Source organism: Arthrobacter sp. Soil_C_60 (genome assembly GCF_057656375.1).
In genome coordinates, this window is record NZ_JBDGKM010000001.1 from 375,020 (window position 1) to 396,061 (window position 21,042).

General features: G+C 62.7%; 20 protein-coding genes. 15 read left to right on the forward strand and 5 right to left on the reverse strand.

All coding sequences use genetic code 11. From position 1 onward, the window contains the following. Nucleotides 1-10: 10 nt before the first annotated feature. Both AC3A4M_RS01875 and AC3A4M_RS01880 read right to left on the reverse strand, forming a co-directional pair. A complete protein-coding gene (locus AC3A4M_RS01875) occupies nt 11-436 on the reverse strand; it encodes a hypothetical protein (RefSeq protein ID WP_498733551.1) in 426 nt (141 codons plus the stop codon). Between the two features lie 46 nt (nt 437-482). After that, nucleotides 483-2,198: a tetratricopeptide repeat protein gene (locus AC3A4M_RS01880; RefSeq protein ID WP_498733553.1), complete on the reverse strand. Its 1,716-nt coding sequence runs from the start codon at nt 2,196-2,198 to the stop codon at nt 483-485. Between the two features lie 204 nt (nt 2,199-2,402). Here AC3A4M_RS01880 and AC3A4M_RS01885 point away from each other — a divergent pair, with 204 nt between their 5' ends. Genes AC3A4M_RS01885 through AC3A4M_RS01915 form a run of 7 tightly spaced genes read left to right on the forward strand, consistent with a single transcriptional unit; the run spans nt 2,403 to nt 8,555 of the window. Beyond that, nucleotides 2,403-2,924: an NUDIX hydrolase gene (locus AC3A4M_RS01885; RefSeq protein ID WP_498733555.1), complete on the forward strand. Its 522-nt coding sequence runs from the start codon at nt 2,403-2,405 to the stop codon at nt 2,922-2,924. Between the two features lie 47 nt (nt 2,925-2,971). Next, nucleotides 2,972-4,039, forward strand: coding sequence for an ABC transporter ATP-binding protein (locus AC3A4M_RS01890; protein ID WP_498734078.1), 1,068 nt, complete (start codon nt 2,972-2,974; stop codon nt 4,037-4,039). Next, the gene (locus AC3A4M_RS01895) at nt 4,039-4,794 is read left to right on the forward strand and encodes an ABC transporter permease (protein ID WP_498733556.1); all 756 of its coding nucleotides are present in this window, start codon (nt 4,039-4,041) and stop codon (nt 4,792-4,794) included. The genes AC3A4M_RS01890 and AC3A4M_RS01895 overlap by 1 nt, the downstream gene beginning before the upstream one ends. Further along, on the forward strand, nt 4,781-5,500 hold the full coding sequence (locus tag AC3A4M_RS01900) for an ABC transporter permease (RefSeq protein WP_498733558.1): 720 nt from the start codon (nt 4,781-4,783) through the stop codon (nt 5,498-5,500). Before AC3A4M_RS01895 ends, AC3A4M_RS01900 begins: the two co-directional genes overlap by 14 nt. A 40-nt stretch (nt 5,501-5,540) precedes the next feature. Further along, a complete protein-coding gene (locus AC3A4M_RS01905; RefSeq protein WP_498734079.1) occupies nt 5,541-6,461 on the forward strand; it encodes an ABC transporter substrate-binding protein in 921 nt (306 codons plus the stop codon). 28 nt (nt 6,462-6,489) lie between these two features. Beyond that, nucleotides 6,490-7,704 (forward strand): pyridoxal phosphate-dependent aminotransferase, encoded by a 1,215-nt coding sequence (locus AC3A4M_RS01910; protein WP_498733560.1) that lies wholly within the window; start codon nt 6,490-6,492, stop codon nt 7,702-7,704. Further along, on the forward strand, nt 7,704-8,555 hold the full coding sequence (locus AC3A4M_RS01915) for a PPK2 family polyphosphate kinase (protein ID WP_498733562.1): 852 nt from the start codon (nt 7,704-7,706) through the stop codon (nt 8,553-8,555). Before AC3A4M_RS01910 ends, AC3A4M_RS01915 begins: the two co-directional genes overlap by 1 nt. A gap of 10 nt (nt 8,556-8,565) precedes the next feature. Here the strand turns inward: AC3A4M_RS01915 and AC3A4M_RS01920 are convergent, their stop codons facing one another. After that, the gene (locus AC3A4M_RS01920) at nt 8,566-8,832 is read right to left on the reverse strand and encodes an exodeoxyribonuclease VII small subunit (protein WP_498733564.1); all 267 of its coding nucleotides are present in this window, start codon (nt 8,830-8,832) and stop codon (nt 8,566-8,568) included. Between the two features lie 38 nt (nt 8,833-8,870). After that, nucleotides 8,871-10,145 carry an exodeoxyribonuclease VII large subunit gene (gene xseA / locus AC3A4M_RS01925; RefSeq protein ID WP_498733566.1) on the reverse strand — a complete coding sequence of 425 codons (1,275 nt, stop codon included), beginning with the start codon at nt 10,143-10,145 and terminating at the stop codon, nt 8,871-8,873. 148 nt (nt 10,146-10,293) lie between these two features. On the opposite strand from xseA, the gene AC3A4M_RS01930 reads away from it, so the two are divergent. Both AC3A4M_RS01930 and AC3A4M_RS01935 read left to right on the forward strand, forming a co-directional pair. Next, complete coding sequence (locus tag AC3A4M_RS01930; RefSeq protein ID WP_498733568.1) at nt 10,294-11,118, forward strand: hypothetical protein; 825 nt, start codon at nt 10,294-10,296, stop codon at nt 11,116-11,118. A 16-nt stretch (nt 11,119-11,134) separates the two neighbouring features. Continuing rightward, complete coding sequence (locus AC3A4M_RS01935; RefSeq protein ID WP_498733570.1) at nt 11,135-12,220, forward strand: 4-hydroxy-3-methylbut-2-enyl diphosphate reductase; 1,086 nt, start codon at nt 11,135-11,137, stop codon at nt 12,218-12,220. A 32-nt stretch (nt 12,221-12,252) separates the two neighbouring features. On the opposite strand, the gene AC3A4M_RS01940 is transcribed toward AC3A4M_RS01935, so the two are convergent. Continuing rightward, nucleotides 12,253-13,464, reverse strand: coding sequence for a DNA recombination protein RmuC (locus AC3A4M_RS01940; protein ID WP_498733572.1), 1,212 nt, complete (start codon nt 13,462-13,464; stop codon nt 12,253-12,255). A 112-nt stretch (nt 13,465-13,576) separates the two neighbouring features. Here AC3A4M_RS01940 and ychF point away from each other — a divergent pair, with 112 nt between their 5' ends. The 6 genes from ychF (at nt 13,577) to AC3A4M_RS01970 (ending at nt 21,031) form a co-directional block, all read left to right on the forward strand. Continuing rightward, the gene (ychF, locus tag AC3A4M_RS01945; RefSeq protein WP_498733574.1) at nt 13,577-14,662 is read left to right on the forward strand and encodes a redox-regulated ATPase YchF; all 1,086 of its coding nucleotides are present in this window, start codon (nt 13,577-13,579) and stop codon (nt 14,660-14,662) included. Between the two features lie 338 nt (nt 14,663-15,000). Further along, nucleotides 15,001-15,525 carry a hypothetical protein gene (locus AC3A4M_RS01950; protein ID WP_498733576.1) on the forward strand — a complete coding sequence of 175 codons (525 nt, stop codon included), beginning with the start codon at nt 15,001-15,003 and terminating at the stop codon, nt 15,523-15,525. A 167-nt stretch (nt 15,526-15,692) separates the two neighbouring features. Continuing rightward, on the forward strand, nt 15,693-16,061 hold the full coding sequence (locus AC3A4M_RS01955; protein ID WP_498733578.1) for an iron chaperone: 369 nt from the start codon (nt 15,693-15,695) through the stop codon (nt 16,059-16,061). A 393-nt stretch (nt 16,062-16,454) separates the two neighbouring features. Further along, nucleotides 16,455-18,266, forward strand: coding sequence for an ABC transporter family substrate-binding protein (locus tag AC3A4M_RS01960; protein ID WP_498733580.1), 1,812 nt, complete (start codon nt 16,455-16,457; stop codon nt 18,264-18,266). Nucleotides 18,267-18,458: 192 nt separating this feature from the next. Next, nucleotides 18,459-20,000, forward strand: a complete 1,542-nt coding sequence (locus AC3A4M_RS01965; RefSeq protein WP_498733581.1) for an ABC transporter permease — start codon at nt 18,459-18,461, stop codon at nt 19,998-20,000. After that, nucleotides 19,997-21,031, forward strand: a complete 1,035-nt coding sequence (locus AC3A4M_RS01970) for an ABC transporter permease (RefSeq protein ID WP_498733582.1) — start codon at nt 19,997-19,999, stop codon at nt 21,029-21,031. Before AC3A4M_RS01965 ends, AC3A4M_RS01970 begins: the two co-directional genes overlap by 4 nt. Nucleotides 21,032-21,042 lie beyond the last annotated feature (11 nt).

The window sequence follows — 21,042 nt, forward strand, 5'->3', positions numbered from 1 at the left end:
CAGGTTGATTTTAGTCGTCATCGTCATCGCCGTCGTCATCATCGAAATCGTCGTCGCCGTCGTCGTAATCAACCGGTGGTGCGGGCGGTACCGGGACGGGGTCAGGAGCAGGAGCAGGTGCGGGCGCGGGCGGTGGCCCGGGGGCAGGAGCCGGGGCCGGTGCCGGATCAGGTGCCGGTTCTGGTTCTGGTTCTGGTTCCGGCTTCGAAGTCCGTCCGGCATCGGGATCGGGTTCTGCCGAAGCGTCTCCGGAGCCGGTACCCGGCGATTCCGCCGGCGCCGTGGAGGCCGAAGGGGAGGGCGTGAATACTATCGACGGTCCCAGGTCGGAGGGGTCCGGGCTGCGGAGAGTGCTCGCCACGGCATAGCCTGCCAGCCCCATGCCGAGCACGATGGCAACGGCCGTGAGCACATAACGGATGGTCGCGCGCTGCATGCTTCAAGTATTCCGACGCAAGATGAGACGAATATGAGAAGCGGCGTCAGTTGTCGGCTGCCTCTTCCGCCGCGCGGCGTGCCTCCTCGGCTTCATCCTTGCGCCCGAGCGAGTCCAGGGCGGATGACAGCCCGAGGTTGGCAGCCACCCGGAGCATCCGGCTGACCTCGGGCTGGGCCAGCACCATCCGGAACATCGGCACCGCGTCCGCGGGACGGTCAAGCTCCGCCAGGACGTGCGCGGCGAAAAGCTCGGAGTTGCCGGCCGAAGCTGCGTCGTCCGCCGCGGAGTACAGGTCCGCGGCCTGCAGGGCAGCGGAGACGGCAGCCGGCCCATGGTCGAGGGCCCAAAGCCCGCGTGCCCTGGTGTCGCTGTAGTCCGCCTCGTACCAGTGCGCCCCGTAGTCCCGCGCCAGCCGGATCGCCTCGTCCAGCTGGGCGATGCCATCCTGGTCGCCGGCTTCGCACATCGCGTGGCCGAGAGCGTGGAGAGCCTGTGGCAGGGCTGCTGCGTCGTCGGAAGATTTGCGGGCGGCGGCAACGGCCGCCTCAAAACAGACGATCGCGTCCGCGTCATGGTCTTCCCGCGACAGCAAGGTGCCGATGGCCAGCAGCGACCGTGCAGCCTCGCCGTACTCTCCGCCGCCGGTGAACTCGGCTACTGCCTCGCGCCAGCAGTCCAGGGTATCGGCCGTGCGTTCGGCGTGGCGGTGTGCATGTCCCAGGCTCATCAGGGTGCGGGCCTTGTCCGAGTGCGGGGCATCGGTCAGCCGCTGGCGCTGGAGCAGCTTGCCCAGCACCTGGGCAGCGAGTTCATACTCCTCCGCCTCCAGCAGTTGGTTGCCCAGCGCCAGGCGCAGCGTCAGTTCCTCCTGGACTTCGCCGCGTTCGGCCTGCTGCACGGCCGCGCGCCAGGCCAGTACCGAACTCTCCGCGTCCCCGGCGGCAGCACACAGCTGTGCCACGACGACCGCGGCGGAAATGGCACCCTTGCGGACGCCGCAGGCAGCGTAGAGCTCAAGGGCCGTCAGGGCATACTCGATGGCTTCGTCGTCGTGCTCCCCGGTGTTGGCGAGGTTGGCTTTCAGCAGCCACATCGAGGCCGCCAGGGCACGGTTGGCCGGAATGGCGAGCAACCGGTCTGCCGCGGCGACGGCCTGCCCGGGCTGGTCCATCTGCAGGTAGGTGTGCGCCAGATACATCAGCGCCCCGGCGAGACTGTCGGTGCGCTCGCCGGCGGAATAGCCCTCCACCGCGTCCTCAAGCAGGGCGATCGCCGTGGACCGGACCCCTTTTTGCGAATGCGCGACGGCGATGGCCAGTTTGACGTCGGCCAGGACGCCAACGGGGGCCTTGGTCGCCTCAAGCTGCTCCAACGCCGCTTCCAGCACGGGCAGTTCCGCGGCGGTCGCTTCGCGGAAGAGGACCGTCCCGAGGTCTGCCTCGACGGAGGCTTGGACATCGCGTCCGGCACGGCGCAGCCGGTCCACCCGTTGCGCCAGATAGTACTCGGCGTCCCAAGCCTGGTCTTGGATCTGGGCAACGGCTATCAGGACCGAATACAACGCCAGCACGGTGTCGGTGTCGGATTCGGTAGCCTGCTCAAGGCCCAGGCGTGCCAAGGTAACCGCCCCGTAGTGGTCCTCTGCGTAGGCCGCTTCATAGGCTCGGTCGAGGCAGTCACGGGGATTCGCCGGCGTTGCGGCAGGGTCCGGCCCGGCGGCAGCGAGGACTTCCAGAAGCCGCCGCTCGATGGCGGGCATAGCCACGCTCCAATCCGGCGGGACGGGGTCCGCGCGATGCCTTGCTGGCCTGATCCCCATGCATTCAGTTGTAGTCCCCGCTGGCCCCGGACGCAACGCTCGGGTCGCTAAAGATACGTTGCCGAAAGTATAGCTGCGGGTTCATCGCCAAACCCGGCCCGGCGCTTCTGGGGCGCAGGATGAAGCCCGCATAGACTGAAAGGCATGTCCTTCGATACCCGCATCGGCGCCTACGGCGTGATCGTTCAGGAGAATGCCGTGCTGCTGGCACGCTGGACCGGATCCGGAACCCCGCGCTGGACGTTGCCCGGCGGAGGGCTTGAAGCGGGGGAAGATGCTCCCACGGCGGCCTTGCGGGAAATCACCGAAGAAACCGGCTACACCGTGGAACTGGGCCGCCTGCTCGGCGTCGACAGTAAGTTCATCCCGGCAGATCGGCGGCTGCACGGCGGGAATGTGCCGCTGCACGCTCTGCGCATTGTCTACGCTGCTACGGTGACGGGCGGTGATTTAACGCACGAGCTCCAGGGGTCCACGGACCAGGCAAAGTGGGTCCCCTTGGACGAGGTGCCGGCACTCGACCGCGTGGACCTGGTGGACGTCGGCCTGAACCTCTATTTTGCGGAACCGGCTGCGGAACCTGCCGCCGTTAGCCGGGCCGTCAGCAGTCCCGAGGCGGTACCGCAAATCGGTTCCCCGACCAGGACAGAGAGCGAGACACGATGACCGAAGCACAGTCGATGGCCCCGCTGGCCAGCCCCGGCAGCTCGCCCATGGTCCAGTTCCGCAACGTGTCGAAGAGCTATGCTTCGGGGCAGCCGGCGGTGCATGACCTGAACCTGGAGATCGACCGGGGTGCCATCACCGTGTTTGTCGGTCCGTCCGGCTGCGGCAAGACCACGTCCCTGCGGATGATCAACCGCATGGTGGAGCCCACTGAGGGAACCGTCCTGGTGGACGGGCAGGACGTCTCGGAGCAGCCCGCTGCTGCGCTGCGGCGTTCAATGGGCTACGTGCTGCAGTCCTCGGGTCTGTTGCCGCACCGTAGCGTGCTGGACAACATCGCCACCGTTCCCCGCCTTAATGGTGTCCCGCGGCGGCAGGCGAGAATCCGCGCCGAGGAGCTGCTCGCCGTCGTCGGTCTTTCTCCGGCGCTGGGCAAGCGTTACCCGGCGCAGCTCTCCGGTGGCCAGCAGCAGCGGGTGGGGGTGGCACGTGCGCTCGCCGCGGATCCGCCGATCCTGCTGATGGACGAGCCCTTCAGCGCAGTGGATCCGGTGGTGCGCGCGGAACTGCAGCAGGAGTTGCTGCGGTTGCAGCAGGAACTGGCGAAAACGATCGTGTTTGTCACCCACGACATCGACGAGGCCACGGTTATCGGGGACAAGGTGGCGGTCTTCGCCACCGGCGGCCGCCTGGCGCAGTACGCGCCGCCGGAGGAGCTCTTGCGCGCGCCGGTGGATGATTTCGTTGCCGGGTTCGTCGGCCGGGACCGCGGATTCCGCTCGCTCTCGTTTGCCTCCGCCCGGAACTTGCCGCTGCAGCCTGCGGTCACCGCGACGGCTGGGACGTTGGCGTCTGCGCCGGCCGACGGTTGGCTGCTGATAACCGACGACGGCGGTGCTCCCCTCGGGTGGCAGCCGCCCGGACAGCGCGCATCCGCGGCCATGGTCACCGGCGGCTCCTTGTTCACCGTAGGCAGTTCGCTCCGGCAGGCGCTGGATGCTGCGCTGTCCTCTCCCTCCGGCCAAGGCGTGGCAGTGGACGCCGCGGGCAAGGTAGCAGGGCTGGTTGACGCGGGCGAGGTACTGCAGCGGCTGGACGCGGAGCGCCGCGGCTGATGGACTGGTTCCTGGCCAATCTGCCCTTTGTGCTGGAGCTTTCCGGGCACCATCTCTACCAGTCGGTGCTGCCGCTGGTGCTGGGCTTGCTGATATCGATACCCCTCGGCTACCTGGCCTGGCGCATTCCGGCGGTCCGCAGCGTCATCCTGTCGGCCAGTTCGGTGCTCTACACCATTCCGTCCCTGGCCCTGTTCGTCATTCTTCCGGTCATCCTGGGCACCAGGATTCTGGACACGGCCAATCTGATTGTCGCCCTGACCGTCTACGCCGTCGCCCTGTTGGTGCGCTCCGTCGTGGACGCACTGGAGTCGATTGACGACGGCGTCCGGCAAGCCGCCGTGGCCATGGGATACCGGCCGTTCCGCCGGTTCTTCGCCGTGGACCTGCCGCTGGCCGTGCCCGTCCTGTTTGCCGGCCTGCGCGTGGTGTCGGTCAGCAATATTTCGCTGGCCAGCGTGGGCGCCCTGATCGGCATCCGCAATCTCGGCGTGCTCTTCACTGACGGGCTGCTGCGCCACTTCCTGACCGAGATCGTCGTCGGGATCGTGATGACGCTGGTCCTGGCGCTGCTGATGGACTTTGTCCTCGTGGGCCTGGAGCACCTGCTCACGCCCTGGAACCGGCACCGCAGGGCCGGACGCAAACAGGTCCCGGCGACGTCAGGCCGGGACGACTCCGGCAGCAGGGACAGCACCGGTGCCGCGCGCCGACCGGATGCGGCTGAAACGGCGGTGCTGCATGAATCTCTTTGACCAGGTTGGTCTGTGGTTCGCGGACCCCGCGCAATGGGCCGGCCCCGCCGGAATTCCGGCCCGGCTGGGGGAACACCTCTGGTATACGGTCCTGACGCTGCTGATCGCCGCGGCGATCGCCATTCCGGCGGGCATGTACGTGGGGCATACCGGTAGGGGCAAGGTCGCCGTGGTCTCAGTGGCCAGCGCACTGCGGGCACTGCCCACGCTGGGCCTGCTGACGCTGTTTGTCATCCTGATGGGCTTGGGCCTGATGCCGCCCATTTACGCGCTCGTCATCCTGACTGTCCCGCCGTTGCTGGCCGGCACCTACTCGGGCATCGCCGCGGTGGACCGGCAGCTGCTGGACGCAGCCCGCGGTCTCGGCATGACCGAGTGGCAGGTTCTGCTGCGGGTGGAACTGCCCAACGCGCTGCCGGTCATGCTCGGCGGTATCCGGGCCGCGGTCCTGCAGGTCATCTCGACTGTCGCCGTCGTTGCCTATATCAATCTGGGCGGGCTGGGCCGGTATCTGATCGATGGATTAGCCGTCAGCGACCCCGTCCGGCTGTTTGCGGGCGCTATTCTGATTGCGGTGCTGGCGCTGATTGTCGATTTGATCCTCTCGATGGTGCAAAAGTACGCGGTCTCACCAGGTTTGAAGTCTTCCCCGGCCTCGCCGGGGCAGGGAACGAAGAATGTTGGCGCCCCGGGTGCCGGCCAGTAAAGGAGAAGCCTTGAAGATCCAGACATCCTCACGCCGGGCAATGTTGGCGGCGGCAGCTGTGACCGCCTTGACCGTCACGCTGACGGCATGCGGCGCCAATTCCAATCCCTTGGAGGGGGCATCCGATACGGCCGCTTCTTCAGGCGCAACCGGTTCGCTGGTGGTCGGATCCGCCAACTTCCCTGAAAGCCAGATCGTCGCCGAGATCTATGCCGGCGCGCTCACAGCTGCAGGGTTCGACGTCACCACCAAGCCCGGCATCGGCTCCCGCGAGGTGTATGTCAAGGCGGTCGAAGAAGGATCCGTTGACATCATTCCGGACTACAGCGGAAACCTGCTGCTGTTCCTGGATCCGGAGGCAACGGCCGCTTCCGCCGGAGAGATCATGGATGCCCTGCCCGCCGCCCTGCCGGAGGGGCTGGGCGTCCTGGAACCGGCGTCAGCCGAAAGCAAGGACGCCATGGTGGTCACCAAAGCAACCGCCGAAAAGTACCAGCTCGAGAGCATCGCAGACTTGGGGCCCGTGTGTGACGAACTGGTGATCGGCGCCAATCCTGAATTCGCCGAGCGGGAATACGGACTGCCCGGGCTGAAGGAGAATTACGGCTGCGAGCCGAAATCCTTCGAACCGATTAACGACGGCGGCGGCCCGGCCACTCTGCAGGCGCTGATCAACGACCAGATCCAGATCGCCGACATCTACACGACCACTCCGTCGATCGAGGATAACGACCTGGTGGTGCTGGAGGACCCGAAGAACAACTTCATCGCCCAGCAGGTGCTTCCCCTGGTTAACCAGGACAAGGTCAGCGAGGAAGCAGCAGAAGTGCTGAACGACGTTTCGGCCGCGCTGACCACGGAAGACCTGGTTGACCTCAACCGACAGGTCAGCGGGGACGAAAAGCGCAATCCGGCCGACGCGGCTGCTGACTGGCTGAGCGAAAACGGGCTGACCAAGTAAACCCCGTCCAATATGCGAAGATGCTTAAATGGCCCAGTTCAAGCAGTCCAACAAGCTTCATAACGTCCTTTACGATATCCGCGGTCCGCTGCTTGAGCACGCCCACCGCATGGAGTCCGAGGGCCACCGGATCCTGAAGCTGAACATCGGCAATCCGGCGCCCTTCGGATTCGAAGCGCCGGATGCCATCCTCGTGGACATGATCCGGAACCTGCCCGATGCCCAGGGCTACAGTGATTCCCGCGGGATCTTCTCGGCCAGGACCGCGGTGTCGCAGTACTACCAGACCCGGGGCATCCAAGACATCGGCGTTGACGATGTCTATCTGGGCAACGGAGTCAGCGAACTGATCACCATGAGCCTGCAGGCATTGCTCAATAACGGCGACGAGGTCCTGATCCCCGCGCCGGACTATCCCCTCTGGACTGCCTCCGTGAGCCTGGCCGGCGGCCATCCCATCCACTACCTGTGCGTGGAGGAAGAAGGATGGCTGCCGGATCTGGAGGATCTGGAACGGAAAATCACGCCCAACACCAAGGGCATCGTGATCATCAACCCGAACAACCCCACCGGCGCCGTGTACCCGAAACAAGTTCTCGAGGGCATGCTCGAACTGGCACGGAAGCACAATCTGGTGGTGTTCTCGGACGAGATCTACGAGAAGATCCTTTATGAGGATGCCCAGCATGTAAATACAGCTTTGCTGGCCGACGACGTGCTGGTCATGACCTTCAGCGGGCTGTCCAAGGCCTACCGCGTGTGCGGATTCCGCAGCGGGTGGATGGCCATCTCCGGGCCGAAACACTTGGCTACGGACTATATCGAAGGTATCAACCTGTTGACCAACATGCGGTTGTGCGCGAACGTTCCCGCACAGCATGCCATCCAGACAGCGCTCGGGGGATACCAAAGCATCAACGATCTGATCCTGCCCGGGGGCCGGTTGCTGGAACAGCGGGACAAGGCCTATGAGATGCTCAATGCCATTCCCGGCGTCAGCACCCAGCAGGCCAGGGGAGCTCTCTACCTGTTTCCCAAGCTGGATCCGGACGTGTACCCGATCAAGGACGACGAGAAGTTCGCGCTGGATCTGCTCAAGCAGCAAAAGATCCTCGTCTCCCACGGGAGCGCTTTCAACTGGCACAAACCGGACCATTTCCGGCTAGTGACCCTGCCCAATGTCGGCATCCTCGAGGAAGCCGTGAACCGGATCGCCGAATTCCTGAGTACGTACAAACCGTAATGGAGACAACTGCTTTCAGCCAGAGTCCGACCGCCCTGCTGCGCGTCCAGAAGGGCTTCGACCTGCGCCAGGTCGACGCCGGATCGACCCCGGGGTTTACCGGCGACAAAGATGCGGGCAAGGAACTGCTCGACAGGGAGGACGAACAGCTCACGGAACTGCAGGAGAAGCTCTTCGCACAGAGCCGCTTCGGCGCCCGCGACAGCGTGCTGCTGGTCCTGCAGGCCATGGACACCGGCGGCAAGGGCGGCATCGTCCGCCATGTCATCGGCGCAGCCGATCCACAAGGCATCCACCACAAGGCGTTCAAGGCACCGACGGCGGAAGAACAGTCCAAGGGCTTCCTGTGGCGGATCGAAAAAGAGCTACCCGCGCCCGGGATCATCGGGGTCTTTGACCGCTCGCACTACGAGGATGTGCTGGTCCAACGGGTGCGCAAGCTTTCTCCGGCCGACGAGATTGAACAGCGCTACAGCCTCATCAGGGACTTTGAGGCCAAGGTCGCCGCGGGTGGGACCCGCATCATCAAAGTCATGCTGCATATCAGCAAAGAGGAGCAGAAGGGCCGGCTGCAGGAACGGCTGGACCGGCCGGATAAGCACTGGAAGTACAACCCCGGCGACGTCGATGACCGCTCATTCTGGGACCAGTACCAGCAGGCTTACCAGATCGCCCTGGAACGTACTAGCACAGATACCGCGCCCTGGTATGTGGTCCCGGCGGACAAGAAATGGTACGCCCGGATCGCGGTCCAACAGTTGCTGATCGATGTACTCGGAGACATCAATCCCCAGTGGCCCAGCGCGGATTTCGACGTGGCGGCAGAGAGAAAGCGCCTGTCGGAGAGCTGACCCGCGATGGTCAGTCCCTGCCTGGTTCCGCCATTCCCGTCGTCGCGGATCCGTCTGCCGCGTTGGCCCTGGCTGCGTCGAGGCGCTGCCTGGCCCCTTCCAGCCACGCTTCGCACCGGGCCGCCAGAGCTTCGCCGCGTTCCCACAAGGCCAACGACTGTTCGAGACTGGCTCCGCCGGTTTCGAGCTGGCTCACGACGGAGACGAGCTCCTCCCGAGCCTGCTCGTAGCTCAGCGATGCGACATCGGCATTTTCGACGGAATTCTTGGCATCCACGCTGGTTCCCGCTTTCGGATTGATGGTGTTGTTCAGTATTACGGAGCGACGTCGGCCGACAGTTCGCCGACGGCAACACGCACGCGCAGCCGCGTTCCAGCTGCGGCGTCAGAGCTGTCGCGCAGGACGCTGCCATCCGGAAGCTGTACGACGGCGTAGCCACGGTCCAGGGTGTTTTGCGGCGAGAGGGAACGAACCTGTGCCCTGAGATGGGCGATCCGGTCCGAGTCCCGGTGTACGGCGGCCGAGATGCAGTTATAGGCGCGTGTGGTCAGTCGCTGCAGGTCTTCGTGCCGGGCTTCCACCATGCTGGCTGGATTGGCCAGCACGGGACGGGAACGGATTGCGGTCAGCCGCTCGCTCTCGACCCGGATCAGCTGGTCCACCCTGCGGTCCAGCATCTGCCGTGCCTGGGCTATTCTGGCGAGCTCCTCATTGACGTCGGGAACAATGCGCTTTGCGGCATCAGTGGGAGTGGAAGCACGCAGATCCGCCACTTCGTCCAGCAGGGGACGATCCGCTTCGTGTCCGATGGCGCTGACCACCGGCGTACGGGCCGCCGAAACCGCGCGGATCAGATCCTCGCTGCTGAAGGGCAGCAGGTCTTCAAGGGATCCGCCGCCGCGGGCAATGACGATGACGTCGACGTCCTCGCGGGCGTCCAGTTCCAGCAGTGCGCGTTGGATCTGGCTTACCGCATTAACACCCTGGACGGCGACTTCCCGGACTTCGAAGGCCACGGCGGGCCAGCGCAGGGAAGCGTTGCGGATAACGTCCTTCATAGCATCCGAATCCCGGCCGGTAATCAGCCCGATGCGGTGCGGCAGCATGGGAAGCGGTTTCTTTCGTTCGAGCGCGAAGAGTCCCTCGGCGGCGAGGGCCTGGCGAAGCCGTTCGAGCCGCGCCAACAGATCGCCCAGCCCCACAGGGCGGATATCGCGGGTCTGCATCGAGAGCCGGCCGGTCTTCACGTACAGGTCCGGCTTCAACTGCGCCACGACACGCGATCCCGGCTCAAGGGGAAACTCCAGCCGGGCCATGACACTGCCCCAGGCCACGAGGCTGAACGATGCTTCCGCTTCCGTATCCCGCAGGGTGAGGTACGTTACATTGTTCCGCCTGTTGAGCTCAATCACCTGGCCTTCGATCCAGGTGGGCGGGACACGGTCAATGTGGCTCTTGAGCTTTTGCGAAAGCAGCCGCAATGGCCAGGGATTCTCCGCCGAGGTCTCCAGGGCGGTGGCAGGCAGCGTGGATGGTTTGGCCGGGGCATCCAACTGGCCACCGGCGGGTGGCCCCGGGTTCTGGTTCACGTAGTGTCCCTCTCGGCGATGCTTGGCGCAGCTACTGTACAGCGATCCTTACATTCTTATCAGCTATCGCAGACATTATTGATTCTGTTCTACTTATCCCAAGAGGCATCCTGCGCCTCTCGGGAAGCCGGCGGAGAGGAGCCTGCGGATGCGTTCCGTCCTTGCCTTGGTCCTGGGCCTGGTCACATTGGTGATGACAGCCGTCGCGGTGCCGGCGGCGTGGAGCAGCCAGAACCTGACGAACCAGCAAGGCTTCGTCGAATTGGCGGCACCTATGGGGCAGGACGCCCAGTTCCGCAGCGCCTTGGCGGCGGCGATTGCCGAAGAGGTGCGCAATCAAAGCCAGTTGCCGCCGGGGCTCCAGGAGTTGGTTGATCCGATTATCGCCAGGGCGGCCGGAGCCGTCACCGGACTGGAAGAGTTCCCGCAGGCGTGGAATGAAGCTTTGGCGAAGTCCCATACTCTGACGCTGGAGGCAGAAGGCCCGGATGAAGGGGCGCTCCGGCTTGATATCGCTCCAATAGTGGCCTTGGCGATTCAGCGGGTAGCGGACACCTTGGGCACAGAGATTCCCGTGCAAGAGGAGCTCATCGTCGATATCGGCCAGGCAGATCAGCAGCAATCCGTCGACCTTGTACAGCGTGTTGCCAACGAGTGGCGCTGGATCGCGGCAGGAGCGTTGGCCGGCCTGTTGCTAACCCTGTTGGTAGCGCGGAGGGCGTCGACTGCCCTCGCCTGGCTTGGTATTGGCGCCGTCATTCTCGGCGTCGGGTTCTGGCTGGCAGCGGAGGCGGCCCCGGATATGGCGGCGCAACACGATGCCGCCGGCCCTGTTGCCGATGCCTTCACCGCCCGGTTCGTCGAACTCGCGGCAACGTCATTCCAGCCCTGGGCCGTCGTGCTCGCGGGGGCGGGATTGGCGGCCGCGGTGATTGGTGTAACAGCCCGCCAACTCTCGGGTCGAAGGGCCTAACGGCTAGCATGGAGGTATGAGTAGCACTGCTGTCTCCGTTCCGATGCCCACTATTCCGCGCAGGCGCCGCAGCCCCGAAGACATTGCCTCCGCCGCACCGGTCGAAGGTCGCCGCAAGGTCCTGCTTGCTGCCCCGCGCGGGTACTGCGCCGGAGTGGACCGCGCCGTCATCGCCGTCGAAAAGGCGCTCGAGCATTACGGCCCACCGGTTTACGTGCGTAAGCAGATTGTGCACAACCTCCACGTGGTCAGCACATTGGAAGAAAAGGGCGCGATCTTCGTCGAAGAGACGGACGAGGTGCCCGAGGGTGCACTAGTTATCTTCTCCGCCCACGGTGTTTCGCCGGCCGTCGTGCAGTCTGCCGACGAGCGCGGGCTGCAGACGATCGACGCTACATGCCCCTTGGTGACGAAAGTGCACCGCGAGGCCGTTCGTTTCGCGAAGGACGATTTCGACATTCTGCTCATCGGACATGAGGGCCACGAGGAGGTCGAGGGAACCGCTGGGGAGGCTCCTGAGCATATCCAGATCGTGAACGGTCCTGAAGATGTCGACAAGGTTCAGGTCCGTGATCCGAACAAGGTGATCTGGCTGTCGCAGACCACGCTGAGCGTGGACGAGACAATGCTGACCGTCAACCTGCTCAAGGAGCGCTTCCCGACTCTGCAGGATCCGCCCAGCGACGACATTTGCTATGCAACCTCGAACCGGCAGGCTGCGATCAAGAAGATCGCCCCGCAGGCGGAACTGGTCATCGTGGTGGGGTCTGCGAATTCCTCCAACTCCGTGCGCCTGGTGGAGGTGGCTCTGGAATACGGCGCCAAGGCTTCCTACCGCGTCGACTTCGCGAACCAGGTCGACGAGTCTTGGTTTGAAGGCATCTCCACCGTCGGTGTGACCTCAGGAGCCTCCGTGCCGGAGGTCCTCGTGCGCGAAGTCCTGAGCCTGCTTGCTGACTACGGTTATGCCGATGTTGAGGAAGTGGTCACTGCAGAAGAGGACATCCTGTTCTCGCTGCCCAAGGAACTGCGCGCCACTCTGAAGGAAAAGGGCGACGTTTCACGCGGCCTCGGCGGCAGGGGCGCCCGGCCCGCACACTAGACGTGGCGGGCGGGGCACCGGCGCGTCTATGGCTAGGCGCTGCGCTCCTGGTCGGCGATGAGTTCCGGCGCGGCCAACAGCCGTGGTGTGCTCTCCAAGGCTTGGGGCGCGGGTGCTTCCTTCAGCGAGGACGGATCAAACGCACTGATCTTCCGCGCTGTCGGCAGGACCCTGGACTCCAGGGTTCCAACGAAAGCGTTGTACTTTTCCACCGATCCTTTCAGCGATGAGCCGAGCTTCGACACATGCTCGCCAAGGGTGCCCAGCCGATCGTAGAGCTGACGCGAAAGCTCGAAGATCTCCCGGGCGTTCTCGGTGAGGACTTCCTGGCGCCAGGTGAAGGCAACCGACTTCAGTGTGGCCAGCAGGGAGACGGGGGAGACCAGGGCAACATTGCGGGAGAAGGCGTAATCCAACAGGCCGGGTTCACTGTGCAAGGCAGCTGAAAGAACGGACTCGGCGGGCAGGAAGCACAGGACGAGTTCGGGGGAGGCGTCTACTCCGTCCCAGTATTTCTTGTTTGCGAGGGCGTCAACGTGTGCCTTGACGGCCTTGGCATGTGTAGTCAGCAGGCCCGCCCGCTTTTCGCGTTCCTCCGCGGAGCCGAAAGACGGAAGTTCCTGGGCTTCCAAATATGCCCGCAGTGGCACCTTGGCATCCACCACGAGGCATTTGGAGCCGGGCAAATGGATCAGCATGTCAGGTCGAAGGGTACGCTCGGCCCCCACCAGATGGACCTGCTCGCTAAAGTCCACGTGGGCCAACATGCCGGCGGCCTCCACCACCCGGCGGAGCTGGACCTCTCCCCACTGCCCGCGGGCGGAGTTGGACTGCAATGCCGCAGTCAGGGTCTGCGTGGAACGCAGCAACTGCTCATCGTTGAGTTGTGCAGCGCGAAGTTGTTCGGCCAGCTGGCCGAATTGCTCGACGCGGTCCCGCTCGAGCACATTAACCTGCTGCTGGACCGTCTTCAGTTTTTCCCCGACTGGGACCAGGGCACGAAGGACAGAGTTGTCCTGCTCGCTGCTGGCGGTGAGCTGCCGGTTCTGCTGGGCCAGCAACCGGCTTTCCGCCTCGGCCGCCGCCAAACGGGCCGTTGCGTTGCCAAGCCGGGCACCGGCGTCGTCAATTTCTTCCGCCAGCACTGCGACCCTGCGGCGGTAGGCCACCGCAGTTCCCGCGGCCCCGGCCGCTGCCCCAATAACCAGCATGAGCAATGTGAGCACAATCTGAAACGCATCCATAGGTCAACCATGCCAGCCGGCTATGACAATTTAGGCGAAGCCTGGGCGTCGATTGCGCCACCGTTCCAGCCGAATCGCTGAGCCGGGTACCTCACCGGTATCCTTGGATACCGTGGCTCTTACTATTGGCATCGTCGGACTGCCCAACGTCGGCAAATCAACTCTCTTCAACGCACTGACCCGCAATCAGGTTCTGGCGGCGAATTATCCGTTCGCGACCATCGAGCCGAATGTCGGCGTGGTGCCCCTGCCGGATTCCCGGTTGGATAAGCTCGCCGAGATCTTCGGCTCCCAGCGCATCCTGCCGGCGACCGTGTCTTTTGTCGATATCGCCGGGATCGTCCGGGGCGCCTCCGAAGGTGAAGGGCTGGGCAACCAGTTCCTAGCCAATATCCGTGAAGCCCAGGCCATCGCTCAGGTCATCCGTGTGTTCGACGACCCCGATGTGGTCCATGTTGAAGGCAAGGTGGACCCGCGCTCCGATCTGGAAACCATCAACACCGAACTGATCCTGGCGGATCTGCAGACGCTGGAAAAGGCGCTGCCCCGGGTTGAAAAAGAAGTGAAGATCAAGAAGCGCGACGCCGCCGAACTGGCCGCCATGGAGGCAGCCCGGAAGGTGCTTGAGCGCGGGGACACAATCTTCGCTTCTGTCGAGAGCGACAAGCTCGACGTCGAAAACCTGCGGGAGCTGAGCCTGTTGACGGCCAAGCCCTTTATCTATGTCTTCAATGTCGATGACACGATTTTGGGCAGCGCCGAGCGCCAGGCGGAGTTGCGCGAACTGGTGGCTCCGGCGGACTGCGTGTTCCTTGACGCGAAGCTGGAATCGGACCTGGTGGAGCTGGAGCCGGAAGAAGCCCGCGAGATGCTGGAGATGAACGGCCAGGACGAATCCGGCCTGGACCAGCTGGCAAGGGTCGGATTCCATACGCTGGGCCTCCAGACTTACCTGACGGCCGGGCCGAAGGAAGCACGCGCCTGGACGATCAACCAGGGCGATACCGCTCCGCAGGCAGCAGGTGTTATCCACTCCGATTTCCAGCGCGGCTTCATCAAAGCTGAAGTGGTCTCCTTCGCTGACCTCGTAGATGCCGGTTCGATGGCAGAGGCCAAGGCACGCGGCAAGGTCAGGATCGAAGGCAAGGAATACGTCATGTCCGATGGCGACGTCGTTGAATTTAGGTTCAATGTATAACTCGGCCTGGCGGTAGCTCTTGCCGTAACTGCAGGAGCCTTCGCCGGGCTGGGCAAACCGCACACTGGAGTGCGGATCGATCGACCTGGGCCTCCTGAATACAGAATCTTCGACAAGGCACCGCGTATCTGCGATATCTGCCTCGTTGAGGTTGGCCGGTCGTGTTTGGGCCGGGTATTCCCTGTACGGCGTCGATATTTGTCGCCAAGACGTTTTTGCTGTGGCGGAGCGCGGTTCAGTTCCCGTTTCATATCGGACGACTCTCGGTCCGCTGCCTCGTTATCCACAGACGACAGGATATTGGCCGTCGCGGCGTACTGCTGTCTCAGAATCGTCATATGGGAATCAGATACTACGCATACGCATTCGACAGCGATCAGGCCGAGAAGGCACTCGCTGACACACACAGGGTGATCCGCTCCGACCCGCTCGCGGACGCGTTGGGCCTTGAGCCGGGTTTCACTCACGGTGTCACAGACTCCCGGCAATCCTTGCCTGAGCGTGGCTTTCTCTACCTCGACAAGGCATGGCCGCACCTGCAGCGGCTGACTGTTCGGCGCTCTTCGGGTGCTGGAGCCAGAGCGGCCTACCGAATGTTCGAAGGGCAGGTGGCCAACACCGACGGTGGTTTCACATGGCGGCCGTGGGTGCGCGCACTCCCGCCTCACGAGGTCGAACCCGTTGCCCGGGATCTTGAGACGATCGGCGACCGCGACATCGAAGCGGGCCTGGGCGGGTTCTGCTCGTCCAGTCAGTCGCTGGAGTCCGAGCTGGCCTACGCGACCCAGTTCCTGCATCGGGCTAGAGACTTCGCCGATGCTGCGGCCTCGGAGGGGCGTGGATTCGCCTACATGATCGGTTGATCGCGGTGCGGCAGCAACGCACGCACGTTGGGTGTGATTATGACGGCGTACCGCACGCCGAGAATCTAGACCTCATCGCGTCGGCAAACGGAGGTTTCTCACCGCGAGGATGTAGAGGAGTTCCGCTTTACCACCTGAGTCTGTGCCGATGATGGCAAGGTAGTCCTATGGCGACACAGCATGAGAGCGTCAACGAGTACACTGATTCGTTCCCTGAGGACGTCCAGTTGCGGCTTCGGGAATTGCGGGAAATAAGCCGCAGCTGCGCTCCCAACGCCACCGAAGGACTCAAATGGGGCCACCCTGCCTACTCCCTGGGAACAATCCTGTTCGTCTTTAGCGGCCATCAAAAGCACGCAAATTTCATCTTTACGCCGTCCACCCTTGCTGTTTTCAGTGGCCAGCTCATTGGATACAAGACAGGCAAAGGCTCGATACAGCTGCCGTACGGCGAACCTGTACCCGCAGACGTGCTTAGCAGGATGATTGCCTATCGCATCCGGGAGTACGAGAAGGAGGGCGTGAAGTGGATGTAGCTTGCCCGCTTGCTGCCGCAATGCGTGCAAACCGGTTAGCAGCCAATAACTAAAAATCGTCCCACCCAGCGGTTCCGGTTCGGCAAGAGCGGAGCCGCTGGCTCTTTTTAGCCCGTTTCTTCCGCGAGTTTACACGGATCAGCTGATCTTCTGCTCGGAGTGAAGAGGCTCGTTCAGGTCGTTGTGTTGCGCCGTCGTTTGATTGCATCTCGATAACAACCCGTTGTGAAGCAACTTTTTTATACCCAAGAGTAGGTGTAACGGTTTACGCTCTAATGCATGTGAGGCACGCCACTTTTACGGCAGTCATTCAGGGGCAACCAATCCGTGCTTTTGCCGGATCCCGATCGGCGGACCGGCCACACACATCACTCTGAGGAACTAGGAGGCGGAATGCGTTTCGGACGTACTTCCAAAGCAATCGGTGTTGCTGCTGTTGCGGCTATGGCACTGAGTGCCTGCGCGTCGACGGGTGGCGGAAATACCGCATCCGAAGGTGCAGGCGATACCGCGGCTACCGGTGGAACCATTAGTGTCGCTGAGACCAATGCGTTCAGTTCGTTCAACTCGGACACCGCCGCAGGCAACGTTGATATCAACGGCAAGATCGCCTACATGACCCGCGGCGGTTTCTACCACATCGACAATGAACTCAACGTCGTCCGGAACGAAGAATTCGGAACGTACGAGAAGCTTTCCGATGACCCACTGGTCGTGAAATACACCGTCAACGAGGGCGTCCAGTGGTCTGACGGCAATGCCGTCGATGCAGCCGACCTCATGCTGAACTGGGTCTCCGAATCCGGCTACGCCAACGATGCGACGGTCGACCCGGAAACCGGTGAAGTCACCGAAGGGACTTCCTACTTCGACTATGCCGGCGACACGAGCGGCCTGGCTCTGACCGAGATCCCCGAGATCGGCGACGACGGGCGCTCCATCACATTGAACTACTCCAAGCCGTACGCCGACTGGGAGATTGTCTTCGGTGGACTGAACGACGGCGGTATCGGCATGCCAGCGCATGTCATTGCTGAAAAGGCCGGTCTGGCTGACGAGCAAGCCCTTATCGACCTGATCCAGGGACTGGAACGCGGTGACGCGGAGAACCCTGCCGACCCGAATGCCGAGCTGCAGGCAGTCGCTGATGTTTATAACACTGGATTCGACACGAAGTCCCTGCCCAGCGAAGAATCGCTGTATCTCTCCAGCGGGCCTTTCGTAGTGGACAGCATCACGCCGGACCAGTCAATCACCCTGGTGCGTAATGAGTCCTATGACTGGGGCCCCACCCCGAACGTGAACGAAATTACGGTCCGGTTCATCGGCGCCGCCCCCGACCAGGTCCAGGCTCTGGAGAACGGCGAGGTGGACATCATTGCACCCCAGCCCTCCGCGGACACAGTCGAGCTGCTCGAATCCATTGAAGGCGTCACGGTGGAAGTCGATGACCAGCTGGCCTACGACCATATCGACCTCAATTACACGGGTGTTTTCGCAGACGAAAACGTCCGGGAAGCCTTCATGAAAGCTGTTCCACGGCAGACCATCGTGGACCGCATCGTGAAGCCGCTGAAGGATGACGCTGCACCGCTGGACTCGCAGTTCTTCGTTCCTGCCCAGGAAGCCTATGAAGCGTCTGCCGCCTCCAACGGCTCGGAGGCCTACCAGGAAGCTGATATCGAGCGCGCCAAGGAGTTGCTCGACGGTGAGACTCCCGAAGTGCGGATCATGTACAACAAGGACAACCCGAACCGTGTGGATGCCTTTGCCCTGATTCAGGAATCCGCCGAGCAGGCAGGGTTCGAAATTGTCGACGGCGGTCTTGGCGCCTCTGACTGGGGTGCTGCCCTGGGAACCGGCACCTATGATGCGTCCATCTACGGCTGGATCAACTCCGGCGTTGGGGTCAGCGGCGTACCGCAGATCTTCCGTACGGACAGCGGCTCAAACTACAACGGCTTCTCCGATCCGGAGGCCGACAAGCTGATGGACGAACTCATGGTCACCACGGACGCTGCTGCGCAGGATGAGATCATCACCAAGATCGACAAGCTGGTGTGGGACTCGTTCTACGGCCTGCCGCTCTTCCAATCGGTGGGGCTGGATGCTTACAACAGCGAACGTGTCGAAGGCGTTGTTTACCAGCCGAACCAGACCGGTGTCTTCTGGAACTTCTGGGACTGGAAAGTCAAGGGCGAGTAACTCCCTTACGTTCTAACGCGCAGGATACTGCAAGGCGCTGGGACCATATGCATCAACGGTCCCGGCGCCTTTGCAGTCTCCTGAAACGTCCCTGACCCATTGCGGCCCTGGATCTTCCCTCGCAGATCGGGGTCCAGCGGCGGGCAACCGGATTATGTCGTCCGGGAAGTGAAAACGAGGTTTATACATACGATGGTGACCTATATTGTGCGGCGGCTATTCACAGCCGTACTGATTCTCCTGGGTGCCTCATTCTTGGTTTATCAGCTAACAGCACTGTCCGGCGACCCTCTTGCTGACCTACGCACGAGCAACCAGCCGAATAAGGAAGAGCTCATCCAGCAGCGTATCGAGCTTCTGGACCTGAATGTGCCTGCACCCATACGTTATTTCCACTGGTTGGGAGGCGCAGCAAAATGCCTGGTGCCGTTCGCCGGCCAGTGCGATCTCGGGTTTTCCATCACCGGACAGCCCGTGACCGAGGCGCTGGGCAGAGCGATGGGCATGACGATACTTCTGGTCAGCGCGGCGGCAATTCTGGCGGTGCTTATCGGCGTTTCGCTCGGCATTGTGACAGCGCTGCGTCAGTACAGCACGCTGGATTATGGTGTCACCTTTATGGCGTTCCTCTTCTTCTCGCTGCCGGTTTTCTGGGTAGCAGTTCTGCTCAAGGAATACGTTGCCATCGGGTTCAACAACTTCCTGCGGGAACCGCAGATCCCCTTGGTAACCATAATCATCGTGAGCGTGGTCAGCGCCTTGATCTGGTTCATCTGCGCCCGTGGAACAGTGCCGGCCCGACTCAAGGCTGCTGGCATCGGGTTCGTGCTGGCCGGCGGCGTACTCTGGCTGCTGTCGGCGACATCCTGGTTCAGCTCGCCAGGGCTTGGGCTGCCGGTTATTGCAGTCACAGGTGCAGGAATCGCCTTCGGCGCAACCTTGTTGACCGCGGGCTTGAAGAACCGGCGGGCACTGTATTCGTCCCTGACAATGGTGGCCGTCGGAATCTTGCTGTATTTTCCCATCCAGCCGCTGCTGGCCCAGGCAACGGGCCTGATGGTTTTCCTGCTGGCCGTAGCCACAATCTTGGCAGGGCTGGGCGTTGGATACGTCATGGGCGGATACGACCGACGCCAGAACATGAGCGCGGCAGTCATTACGTCGTTCCTGACCGCAGGACTGGTCCTTCTGGACCGGTACATGCAGGCGTGGCCTGCATACTTCAACAACAACAGAGTCAACGGTCGGCCCATCGCCACCATCGGAGCGGAGACGCCGAATCTGGAGGGCGACCTCTGGGTGCACGGCCTGGATACCTTTACCCACCTGCTCCTGCCCACCATTGCACTGCTGCTGATTTCATTGGCTTCCTACAGCCGGTATTCGCGGTCTTCGATGCTGGAAATCATGAACATGGACTACATCCGTACCGCGCGGGCGAAGGGGCTCGGTGAGCGGACGGTGGTTATGCGCCACGCATTCAGGAACGCGCTGATCCCCATTGCCACCATCGTGGCCTATGACATCGGCGGACTGATCGGCGGTGCGGTCATCACTGAGCGGGTCTTCGCGTTCGCTGGCATGGGGCAACTCTTCATCCAGGCCCTGGACCGCGTTGACCCGAATCCCGTCATGGGAGTTTTCCTGGTCACGGGCATTCTGGCGCTCGTCTTCAACCTCATAGCGGACCTCGTCTACTCCGCCCTGGATCCGAGAGTGAGGGTCAAGGCATGACCACCACGAGTACTGTTTCAACCGAACCTGCGGCACCTCAAGAAAAAGCAGGACTAAGCCAAGGTCAGATTGTCCGCAAGCGGTTCATGGGCAACACTGCGGCGCTGATCAGCCTGGTGCTGTTCTTGCTCATTCTGGTTCTGGCTTATTCGGCGGGCGGTTTCTTCGGCCTGCCGGGCTGGTGGAAATTCACTTATAACGAGGTCAATGACCTGGCCAATGGCGGAAGGCCAACACTGCAGCTCTTCCCGTTCAGCTTGGGCGAGCACCCGTTCGGCCAGGACCGGCTGGGCCGGGATACCTTTGCCCAGACGATGCGAGGCGTCCAAATTTCCGTAGCCGTGATGTTTATCATCGGCGTTGTCGGCGGCGCGATTGGAGTCGTGGTTGGAGCTGTCTCCGGCTTCTTCCGTGGCAGGATCGAAGCGGTGCTCATGCGCCTGACGGACATCGTCATCGTGATTCCGCTGATTATTCTGGCAGCCGTCCTCGGGCAGCTCGCTGCACGCTGGATCCCAGCCGGAATCCAGCCCTATTTTCTGGGCCTCTTTGTCGGGCTCGTCGCGTGGACCGGTCTCGCCCGGCTGGTCCGAGCAGAATTTCTCTCCCTGCGCGAGCGCGAATTTGTGGATGCAGCCCGCATCGCCGGCGCTTCAAACGCTCGGATCATCTTTAAACACATTCTGCCCAACGCCGTGGGCGTCATCATTGTCAGCGTGACGCTGAGCATGTCCGCCGCCATTCTGCTGGAGACCAGCCTGTCCTATATCGGCATGGGTGTGAAGGCGCCAGATGTTTCGCTGGGCTCGCTGATCAGCCAGAACCAGGAAGCGTTTTCCACCCGTCCGTGGCTCTTCTGGTGGCCGGGCATTTTTATTGTGGCCATCTGCTTGTGCATCAACTTCATCGGCGACGGATTGCGGGATGCCTTTGACCCCCGGCAGAAGAAGTTCAATGCCAGGAAAGCCGGTACAGCAGCCGAGCCGGATGATGGTCAGGGCGCCCAGGGCTCCCGACCTACGAAGGTTTGAGATGGTGGCTG